Below are 9,109 nucleotides of genomic sequence, written 5' to 3'. Positions count from 1 at the left end.
GTCCTGCGCCGAATGGTAGGCCTGGACCGGCGCCTGGCGCCGGTCCAGGCCTACCATTCGGCGCAGGACATGCCGCCCTGCGACTGGTTGCTGGTGGGCGCTAAGACCACCGGCAATGACGAACTGGCACCCCTGATCCGCGCAGCGGCGGCGCCGGGTGCCAAGGTTCTGCTGCTGCAGAACGGTCTGGGCGTGGAGGAGCGGCTGCGGCCGCTGCTGCCGGAAAGCCTGCATCTGCTGGGCGGCCTCTGCTTCATCTGTGTGCATCGCGGCGAACCGGGCGTGATCGAGCACCAGGCCTACGGCGGAGTGAATCTCGGCTATCATTCCGGACCGGCCGACGAGCGCCGCCGGCGCGAGATCGTCGAGGAGGGTGCCGCGCTGTTCCGCGAGTCCGGGCTGGAGTCCACGGCGATGCCCGACCTGGAGCAGGCGCGCTGGCAGAAGCTGGTCTGGAACATCCCCTACAACGGGCTGTCGGTATTGCTGAAGAGCAGCACCGCGCCGCTGATGGCCAACGCGGACAGTCGGTCGCTGATCGAGGCGATCATGGAGGAAGTCATCGGTGCTGCCGGCGCCTGCGGCTTCATCCTGCCTGAGGGCTATGCGGACCAACTGTTGGCGGCGACCGAGCGGATGCCCGACTATCGGCCGAGCATGTACCACGACTTCGCCCATGGGCGGCCACTGGAGCTGGCGGCGATCTATGCCGCGCCCCTGGCCCGCGCTGCTGCTGCGGGCTACCGGATGCCCAGGGTCGAGGCGCTGCACCAGGCGTTGCGCTTCCTCGAAGCGCAACCGCGCTGAAGGGCCGAGCGCGGCGACCAGCCGGCGCCGCGCTCGCAGGGAGAAAAGGGATTTACCCCAACGGGCCGGAAAAAGCCCGAAACAGCAGGGAACGCTAGGAGAATGGATGCTTGCTGCTAATCTGCTAATGAGGCCCGCCGCGCAGGCTGTCGAGGAGGCCGCATGATTCGTTCGATTCTCTATGCCACCGATCTGGGGCTCTATGCTCCCTATGTCCTGCAACACGCCCTGTCGCTGACCCGCGCCTACAACGCCGAGCTCTATGTCGTCCATGTGGTGGAGCCCCTCGGGCTGTTCGCCGAGTCGGTCCTGCAGACCTACCTTGACACCGAGCGTCTCCAGGACCTGCGGGCGCAAGGGCTGGACAACGTCATGGAAAGCATCGAGAAGCGGGTCCTGGAAGGGTTTCGCGATGAACTCGGCGAGTTGCCCCAGGATGCGGCGCTGGTCAAGAGCGTGCGGGTGGTGCAGGGCGACCCGCCGCAGATGATCCTCGATGAGGCGGAAAAGCTGGCCGTGGACCTGATCGTCGCCGGCAGCCATAGCCACGGCACCCAGCTCGATACGCCGCTGGGCCGGACTGCCGCGCGTCTGGTGCAACTGGCGGAGGTACCGGTGTACCTGGTGCCGATGTTGCAGCACCGTAGTCGCGACCTGTAGGCCAGCGGTCGGCTGGTGAAAAAGCGTGCAAAATCAAAAAAAACGTCTAATTTTATTCCTCAAACCATTAATATGGTTATATACCTTCGGTTCTTGATCGCCGGTCGCGACAACCTTTTCGAGGAATCTCCATGAAGCTTCAGCAATTGCGCTATATCTGGGAGGTTGCGCACCACGACCTCAACGTCTCCGCCACGGCGCAGAGCCTCTATACTTCGCAGCCGGGCATCAGCAAGCAGATCCGCCTGCTGGAGGACGAACTGGGCGTCGAGGTGTTCGCTCGCAGCGGCAAGCACCTGACCCGGGTGACGCCGGCGGGGGAGCGGATCATCCATACCGCCGGCGAGATCCTGCGCAAGGTCGAGAGCATCAAGCAGATCGCCCAGGAATTCTCCAACGAGAAGAAGGGCACGCTGTCCATCGCCACTACCCACACCCAGGCGCGCTATGCGCTGCCCAACGTGATCAGCGGCTTCATCAAGCAGTACCCGGACGTCTCCCTGCACATGCACCAGGGCACGCCGATGCAGATCGCCGAAATGGCGGCCGACGGCACCGTCGACTTCGCCATCGCCACCGAGGCGCTGGAGTTGTTCGGCGACCTGATCATGATGCCCTGCTACCGCTGGAATCGCTGCGTCATCGTGCCCCACGGGCATCCGCTGACCAAGCTGCCGAAACTGACCCTGGAAGCCCTGGCCGAGCAGCCGATCGTCACCTACGTGTTCGGCTTCACTGGCCGTTCCAAGCTCGACGAAGCCTTCAGCCAGCGCGGCCTGGTGCCCAAGGTGGTATTCACCGCGGCCGATGCCGACGTGATCAAGACCTACGTGCGGTTGGGCCTGGGGGTCGGCATCGTGGCGCACATGGCGGTCGATCCGAAGCTCGACAACGACCTGGTGATCCTCGACGCCAGCCACCTGTTCGAGTCCAGCGTGACCAAGATCGGCTTCCGCCGCGGCACCTTCCTGCGCGGCTTCATGTGCGACTTCATCGAGAAATTCGCTCCGCACCTGACCCGCGAGCTGCTGGCCAAGGCCGTGCAATGCCACAACAAGGCCGAGCTGGACGAGTTGTTCGACGGCATCGAACTGCCGGTCTATTGATCGCCTCGGCCCATGAAAAAGCCCGGCCTGGTGCCGGGCTTTTTCATGGCTGGCCCTCAGAGCATGTCGAGATTGTCGCGTCCGGCCAGCCTGGCCAGCGCTTCACGATCAGCGTCCGCGGCCTGCTCGGCTCGCGGTTCGAGGACTTCATGGAGGAAGCTCATGAACACGGTGTAGACCTGTTCGCGCCCGTCGTCGTGGCGAACCACGAAGAACGGCGCGGTCTCTACGCCATATTGGGCGGCGACCATCCAGCCTGCGCTGTTCGGGTCGCGTTCGTCGGCCACCAGGGTGCGATGGATGCGCGGCAGGTAGCCGCCTTGTTCCAGGCGTTGCCGGACTTCCTTGCACTTGCGGCAGTCCTCGCCGGTGGCGAGGACTTTCTTGACCATGGTGATGCGCATGCTGGGTCTCCGCTCGGGGTTCGACCCGCACTTTACCCCGATTGCATACGCTCTATCGACGGTTTCAGGCCTTGCTGATCAGGTTGCCGGCGTGCAGCCCGCACTCCTTGTGGGTGGCTTCCTCCCACCACCAGCGGCCCTCGCGCTCGTGCTGGTTGGGCAGCACCGGACGGGTGCAGGGTTCGCAGCCGATGCTGATATAGCCGCGTTCGTGCAGGCTGTTGTAGGGCAGTTCGAGCATGCGGATATAGCCCCAGACTTCCTCGCTGGTCATGGACGACAGCGGGTTGAACTTGTACAGCGGCTTTTCTGGCGTGGAAAAGGCACCGTCGATTTCCAGCACCGCCACCTGGCTGCGCGTGCCGGGGCTCTGGTCGCGGCGTTGGCCGGTGGCCCAGGCGCGCACGCCGGCGAGCTTGCGCTTGAGCGGTTCGATCTTGCGGATGCCGCAGCACTCGCCGTGGCCGTCCCGGTAGAAGCTGAACAGGCCCTTTTCCTTCACCAGGGGTTCGAGCAGGCGCGGGTCGGGGGAAAGCACGTCGATGGCGATGCCGTAGTGTTCGCGGACCTGGTCGATGAAACGATAGGTTTCCGGGTGCAGGCGACCGGTGTCGAGGCTGAACACCTTCACGTTGCGGTTGAGCTTCCAGGCCATGTCTACCAGGACGACGTCCTCGGCGCCGCTGAAGGAGATCCACAGCTCGTCGCCGAAGTGCTCGAAGGCGGCTTTCAGGATGTCCTGGGGGGATTTGTCGGCAAGGCTGGAAGCGAGGGCGGGAAGGTCGAAAGGCTGGCTCATCGGGCTGGGGTCCTGGTGCTGGGCGGCGCTGTTGCGCTCTGTGGCGGGAATGGTAGCAAAGGGCGGCATATGGCCCTAAATAACCATTTACCCCTGTCGACCTTGATTCCAGGAATAAGCCGGCGTTGCCTTGCCCTCGGCGAGGGGCTAGAGTGCCGCGTCCGTCGTCACCCCATCGTTCAGAGAATTTCGAGGAGAGTCCTGTGGAAATTGCCTGTCTTGACCTGGAAGGCGTGCTGGTTCCGGAAATCTGGATCGCGTTCGCGGAAAAAACCGGTATCGACGCCTTGAAGGCGACCACCCGGGACATTCCGGACTACGACGTGCTGATGAAGCAGCGCCTGCGCATCCTCGACGAACATGGCCTGAAGCTGGGCGATATCCAGGAGGTGATCGCCACCCTGAAGCCGCTGGAGGGGGCGGTGGAATTCGTCGACTGGCTGCGCGAGCGCTTCCAGGTGGTGATCCTCTCCGACACCTTCTACGAGTTCTCCCAGCCGCTGATGCGCCAGCTGGGCTTCCCGACCCTGTTGTGCCACAAGCTGGAGATCGACGACAGCGACCGGGTGGTCGGCTATCGATTGCGCCAGAAGGATCCCAAGCGGCAGTCGGTGATCGCCTTCAAGAGCCTCTACTACCGGGTGATCGCCGCAGGCGACTCCTACAACGACACCACCATGCTTTCCGAGGCCCACGCCGGCATCCTGTTCCATGCCCCGGAAAACGTGATCCGCGAGTTTCCCCAGTTCCCCGCGGTGCATACCTACGAAGACCTCAAGCGCGAGTTCCTCAAGGCTTCCAGCCGTTCGCTGAGCCTGTAGCTGCGCCGCCGATGAAAGAGCCCGCGGAACGCGGGCTCTTTTCTATTCCGGGGACGCTGTCCCGGCCATTCCTTCCAGGGTTTCCAGCAGCACCCGGACCTTGTCCAGGGTTTCCTGATACTCGTCCTCCCAGTGCGAGTCGGCGACGATGCCGCCGCCGCCCCAGCAACTGACCTGGCCGTCCCTGACCAGCAGGGTGCGGATGGCGATCGAGCTGTCCATCTCGCCGCGCACGTCGAGGTAGAACAGGCTGCCGCAGTAGATGCCGCGTCGGCTCGGTTCCAGCTCGTCGATGATCTGCATGGCGCGAATCTTCGGCGCGCCGGTGATCGAGCCGCCGGGGAAGCTGCCTTCCAGCAGGTCGAGGGCGTCCTTGCCCGGCGCCAGTTCGCCGGTGACGCTGCTCACCAGGTGATGCACGTTGGGATAGCTTTCCAGGGCGAACAGCTCCGGTACCCGTACGCTGCCAGGTTGGCAACTGCGTCCGATGTCGTTGCGCAGCAGGTCGACGATCATCAGGTTTTCCGCGCGGTCCTTGGGGCTGGCCAGCAGCGACGCCGCCAGCGCCATGTCCTCCTCGGGGGTCTTGCCGCGCGGGCGGGTGCCCTTGATCGGCCGGGTTTCCACCTTGCCCTTGCCGAGCTTGAGGAAGCGCTCCGGCGACAGGCTGAGGATCGCGCCGTCGGCCAGTCGCAGGTAGCCGGAGAACGGCGTCGGGCAGGCCTCGCGCAGGGCGCGATAGGCCGGCCACGGCGAGCCGCTGCAAGCGGCCTGGAAGCGCTGGCTATAGTTCACCTGGTAGCAGTCGCCTGCCTGGATGTAGTCCTGGATGCGGCGGATCGCCTGCCGATAGTCGGATGCGCTGATGCTCCGTCGGAATTTTCCCAGAAGCTTGAAGTTGCCGGCCGTGCCTTGCGTTTCCTCGCTGAACAGGGCGATCAGGCGCTGGCGTTCGCGCTCGTCCAATCGCGGGTGGAATACCAGTTGGCTGGTGCCGGCCTGGTGGTCGCTGATCAGCGCCCAGGCATACAGGCCGACGGAGGCCAGCGGCAGGCCCAGGTCATCGCGGGCGTGTTCGCCGATGCGCTCGATGCGCCGACCCAGGTCGTAGGATAAATAGCCCAGCAGACCGCCGGCGAAGGGCAGTTCGTACGGCGCTGGCAGCTGCGCGGGGCCCAGGCTTCCGGCCGCTTCGCGTAGGCGAGCGAAGAAGCGGTTGGCCGATTCGTCGGGCAGCGGCGCCAGTTCTGCCAATGGCCAGGCGCTCATAAGGTCATAGCGTCCACGGGTAGCGATGGGGCGACCCGAGTCGAGCATCACCGCACCGGGCGCCTCATGGATGATGGCAAAGAGACAGCTTGGGTCGCTATGGTAGGGCAGGGGGTGAACATGACAACTGGGCATGGAAAGTGGGGGTAGTGGGACAGTCAGGAATTCTAGTTCGCCGGAATCGTCGATCCTAGAGCCATTTCTTCAGTTTACGTAAGAAGGGTGATCTGCTAATTATGGAAATATCCCACGGAGATTTGGCTCCGTACCACAATGATAATGACACAGGGATACAGGCCGTGGATGCAGTACAGGATCCAGCAGCCGGCAGCCTTTCGCGCTCCAGAATAGTGCCGCCTCAGGTGCCAGCCGAATATTCTCTTCGCCCCGCGATCCGCAACCTGCTGGATCGCAATCCCCATTCACGCGTTCTGATGTTTTCCGCACCTGCCGGCTTCGGCAAGACCTGCGCGCTCGCCGCCCTGGCCAGGGAGCGCACTGTAGCAGACCAGGCGGTGGCCTGGCTGTCGCTGGCCGAAGAAGACGACGACCCCGCCCGTTTCTGCCGGCAGCTCATCGAGGCGCTGGGCGAAGCCGTGCCGCAGCTTGGCGACGACGCCCAGACCTACCTGCAGAACACCATGCGGGTCCCGGTGGTGGCGGTGATCGAAAGCCTGCTCGGCGATCTCGATCGCTATGCGCGGCCGTTGCTGCTGGTACTGGACGACCTGCACCTGGTTAGCAACCCGGACATCTTCACCGGCCTCAACCGCCTGGTGCAGTACGCACCGCCCGGGCTGGTCCTGGCCCTGGGCACGCGTTCGCAGCCGGCGCTGAGCCTGGCTACCTGGCGGGCCAAGGGGCTGTTGCTGGAAATCGGCCTCGAGGAGCTGCGCCTCGGCTTCGAGGAAACCCGCGAATACCTCGAGCGCAGCGGTCTCTATCTGGACGAGCCCTGCCTGAAGGCGCTCTATGGCCAGACCGAAGGCTGGGTGGTGGGCGTGCATCTCGTCAGCCTGTGGCTGCGCCAGCAACCGCAGGTGCAGGAAATGGCCCTGCTCGACGGCGACAAGCAGGCGGTCAGCGCCTATCTGCTGGCGGCGGTCTTCGAACGCTTGCCTGGCGACCTGCAGGAAGCGCTGCTGGCCCTTGGCGTTGCCAGCCAATTGAGCGGCGACCTGGCCAACGCCCTGACCGGGCGCCAGGACGGCCAGGCGCTGCTGGAGCGCCTGGAGTCCATGCAGTTGTTCCTCCTGCCGCTGGATCGCGAACGCCAGTGGTATCGCTTCCACCTGCTGTTCGCCGACTTCCTCCGCAACCGCCTGCGCGACTCCGATCCGGACCGTTTCAAGCAACTGCATTTCAACGCCAGCCTGTGGTTCACCAACCACCACATGCCGACGTTCGCCATCGAGCATGCCTGTGCGGCGGAAGACCCGGAGATGATCGCCGCGCTGGTCGACGGATGCGGACTGGAGCTGATCAACCGCGGCCAGCTCAGCCTGATCTACCGTTGGCGCAAGCATGTGCCGGACGAAATCGCCGAGCGCTATCCGATCCTGGTCCTTACCGATGTCTGGTCGCGGGCCAGCGACCTCAGCCTGGGCGAGGCCAACCGGATCATCGACGAACTGCTGGCGCGCTGGGGGGAGAGCCGCGGCGATGGGCCGATGGGCGACCAGTACCTCTCCGCGCTGGCGGTGAAGGCGGTGGTGGCGTTGCAGAAGGACGATCTGGAACTGTGCATCGCCCTGGCTCGCCGGGTCGAGGTCCAGCTCGGGCAGAACGCTGCCTTCCTCGAAGTGGCGGTGTTGATCACCGCCGCGCTGGCCCAGGTGGTCCGTGGCCAGGGCGACCAGGCGCGGCGCCTGCTGGGACTGGCGCAGCAGCGCAATCATTTCCTCGAAGGGCGCTACCTGGACATGCAACTGGCCAACGTCGAGGTGATCCTCGCACTCGAGCAGGGCCAGGTGAAACAGGCGCAACTGCTCATCGAGCGGCTCCGCCAGCGCGCCCGGCCGCTGTTCGAGAAGTCCAGGAGCGCGCTGGCGCTGCCGACCATCACCGAGGCCCTGACCGCCTACTACAGGATCGAGCTGGACGGGCTGGAAGAGCGCCTGGGCTGGGCGCTCGGGCATGTGGATGTGATCAATCCGATCGATTTCTATGCCCAGGGACAGATCTGCCTGGCGCGCACCCAGCGCCTGCTGGGACGGCCGAAGGAGGCGCTGGCCAGCCTGGCGGCGATGCAGGCCCTGGCCTCGCGCAATCAGTCGTGGCGCTTCTTCGCCCAGGCCATGGCCGAAGAGATCAACCTGATCCTCCAGGACAGCGGCCCCGACCGCCTGAAGCGCGCCGAGCAGCGGTTGAAGAGCGTGGACTGGAACAAGATGGCCGCACACTACCGCAACATGGCCTTCAACCCGGTCAACTGGTCGCTGGGCGTGAGCCGCGTGCGCCTGTTGCAGGGGCGAGGACATTTCAGCGAGGCGCTGCACGAGATCACTCAGTTGCGCGGCACCTTGCAGCCCGGTTGGCACGGCCTGCAGCGCCTGCGCCTGGATATCCTGGCGGCGCTCAGCTATCAGCGCCTGGGCTACCAGGAACGGGCCAACAGCCTGCTCGGCGAATGCCTGATCAATGCCGAACGGGAAGGGGTGCGCAGCCTCTTCATCGAGGAAGGCGACGGCATTCGCCAGTTGCTCCAGCAACTCGAATCCACCGAGCGCCAGCCGGCGCTACAGACCTTCATTCGCGGCCTGCTCGGCATCTGGCCCGGGCAGGGCGTGCGCAAGCCCCAGGATGCGCTCGAGGAAGGCCTGACGGAGCGCGAGCGCGAAGTGGTCTGCCTGGCCGCACAGGGCCTATCCAACGAAGAAATCGGCCAGCGCCTGTCGCTGGCCCTGGGGACCGTCAAATGGCATCTGCACAACATCTACGAAAAGCTCAAGGTGCGCAATCGCACCCAGGCGATCCGGCGAGCCCGCGAGCTGAGCCTGCTCTGACCATGGGCCATCGCGACGGGGTTCCCGCCAGCACCATCCCGCTGTTGCAGACCAAGCTGTTCCCGCCAGGCGCCGGAGGGCTGCCGCTGCTGCCCCGCCAGGCGCTGATCGACCGCCTGTACGAGGCCCGCGGGCGACGCGCGATGGTGCTCAGCGCGCCGGCCGGCTTCGGCAAGAGCACCATCCTCTGCCAGTTGCGCCTGCGCCTGCTGGAGCAGGGCGCGGCGGTGGCATGGTT

9 protein-coding genes are annotated in these 9,109 nt (G+C 65.0%); 6 read left to right on the top strand and 3 right to left on the bottom strand.

Annotated elements, in window-relative coordinates:
* From FFS27_RS22840 to cysB, 3 genes are all read left to right on the top strand, one after another.
* Positions 1-807, top strand: an 807-nt coding sequence (locus FFS27_RS22840) for a putative 2-dehydropantoate 2-reductase (protein ID WP_137952222.1), incomplete at its 5' end; no start/stop codon positions are given.
* Positions 808-969: 162 nt separating this feature from the next.
* Entirely contained in the window at positions 970-1,467 is a 498-nt protein-coding gene (locus FFS27_RS22835) for a universal stress protein (protein WP_003087770.1), read from the top strand.
* 131 nt (positions 1,468-1,598) lie between these two features.
* Positions 1,599-2,573: an HTH-type transcriptional regulator CysB gene (cysB, locus tag FFS27_RS22830; RefSeq protein ID WP_003087775.1), complete on the top strand. Its 975-nt coding sequence runs from the start codon at positions 1,599-1,601 to the stop codon at positions 2,571-2,573.
* A gap of 56 nt (positions 2,574-2,629) precedes the next feature.
* Here the strand turns inward: cysB and FFS27_RS22825 are convergent, their stop codons facing one another.
* Positions 2,630-2,977 carry a hypothetical protein gene (locus FFS27_RS22825; RefSeq protein WP_003140016.1) on the bottom strand — a complete coding sequence of 116 codons (348 nt, stop codon included), beginning with the start codon at positions 2,975-2,977 and terminating at the stop codon, positions 2,630-2,632.
* A 64-nt stretch (positions 2,978-3,041) separates the two neighbouring features.
* A complete protein-coding gene (locus tag FFS27_RS22820) occupies positions 3,042-3,845 on the bottom strand; it encodes a phosphoadenylyl-sulfate reductase (protein WP_003120317.1) in 804 nt (267 codons plus the stop codon).
* Between the two features lie 134 nt (positions 3,846-3,979).
* On the opposite strand from FFS27_RS22820, the gene thrH reads away from it, so the two are divergent.
* A complete protein-coding gene (gene thrH / locus FFS27_RS22815; protein WP_003140014.1) occupies positions 3,980-4,597 on the top strand; it encodes a bifunctional phosphoserine phosphatase/homoserine phosphotransferase ThrH in 618 nt (205 codons plus the stop codon).
* Positions 4,598-4,639: 42 nt separating this feature from the next.
* Here the strand turns inward: thrH and pabB are convergent, their stop codons facing one another.
* Positions 4,640-6,001 carry an aminodeoxychorismate synthase component I gene (gene pabB / locus FFS27_RS22810; RefSeq protein WP_003140013.1) on the bottom strand — a complete coding sequence of 454 codons (1,362 nt, stop codon included), beginning with the start codon at positions 5,999-6,001 and terminating at the stop codon, positions 4,640-4,642.
* Between the two features lie 164 nt (positions 6,002-6,165).
* Between pabB and FFS27_RS22805 the strand changes: the two genes are divergently transcribed.
* Together FFS27_RS22805 and FFS27_RS22800 are read left to right on the top strand one after the other, a co-directional pair.
* A complete protein-coding gene (locus tag FFS27_RS22805; protein WP_003120314.1) occupies positions 6,166-8,871 on the top strand; it encodes a LuxR C-terminal-related transcriptional regulator in 2,706 nt (901 codons plus the stop codon).
* A gap of 2 nt (positions 8,872-8,873) precedes the next feature.
* Positions 8,874-9,109, top strand: a 236-nt coding sequence (locus FFS27_RS22800; protein WP_137952221.1) for a hypothetical protein, incomplete at its 3' end; no start/stop codon positions are given.

Origin of the sequence: Pseudomonas sp. 2VD (assembly GCF_005503585.1) — a bacterium.
Lineage (GTDB): Bacteria > Pseudomonadota > Gammaproteobacteria > Pseudomonadales > Pseudomonadaceae > Pseudomonas > Pseudomonas aeruginosa.
This window is presented reverse-complemented; position numbering and strand designations above follow the sequence as displayed.

Bases quoted from the DNA above. Each gene is read 5' to 3' on its own strand.
- FFS27_RS22835 (WP_003087770.1), top strand. From the start codon at position 970: ATGATTCGTTCGATTCTCTATGCCACCGATCTGGGGCTCTATGCTCCC.
- cysB (WP_003087775.1), top strand. From the start codon at position 1,599: ATGAAGCTTCAGCAATTGCGCTATATCTGGGAGGTTGCGCACCACGAC.
- FFS27_RS22825 (WP_003140016.1), bottom strand. From the start codon at position 2,977: ATGCGCATCACCATGGTCAAGAAAGTCCTCGCCACCGGCGAGGACTGC.
- FFS27_RS22820 (WP_003120317.1), bottom strand. From the start codon at position 3,845: ATGCCGCCCTTTGCTACCATTCCCGCCACAGAGCGCAACAGCGCCGCC.
- pabB (WP_003140013.1), bottom strand. From the start codon at position 6,001: ATGCCCAGTTGTCATGTTCACCCCCTGCCCTACCATAGCGACCCAAGC.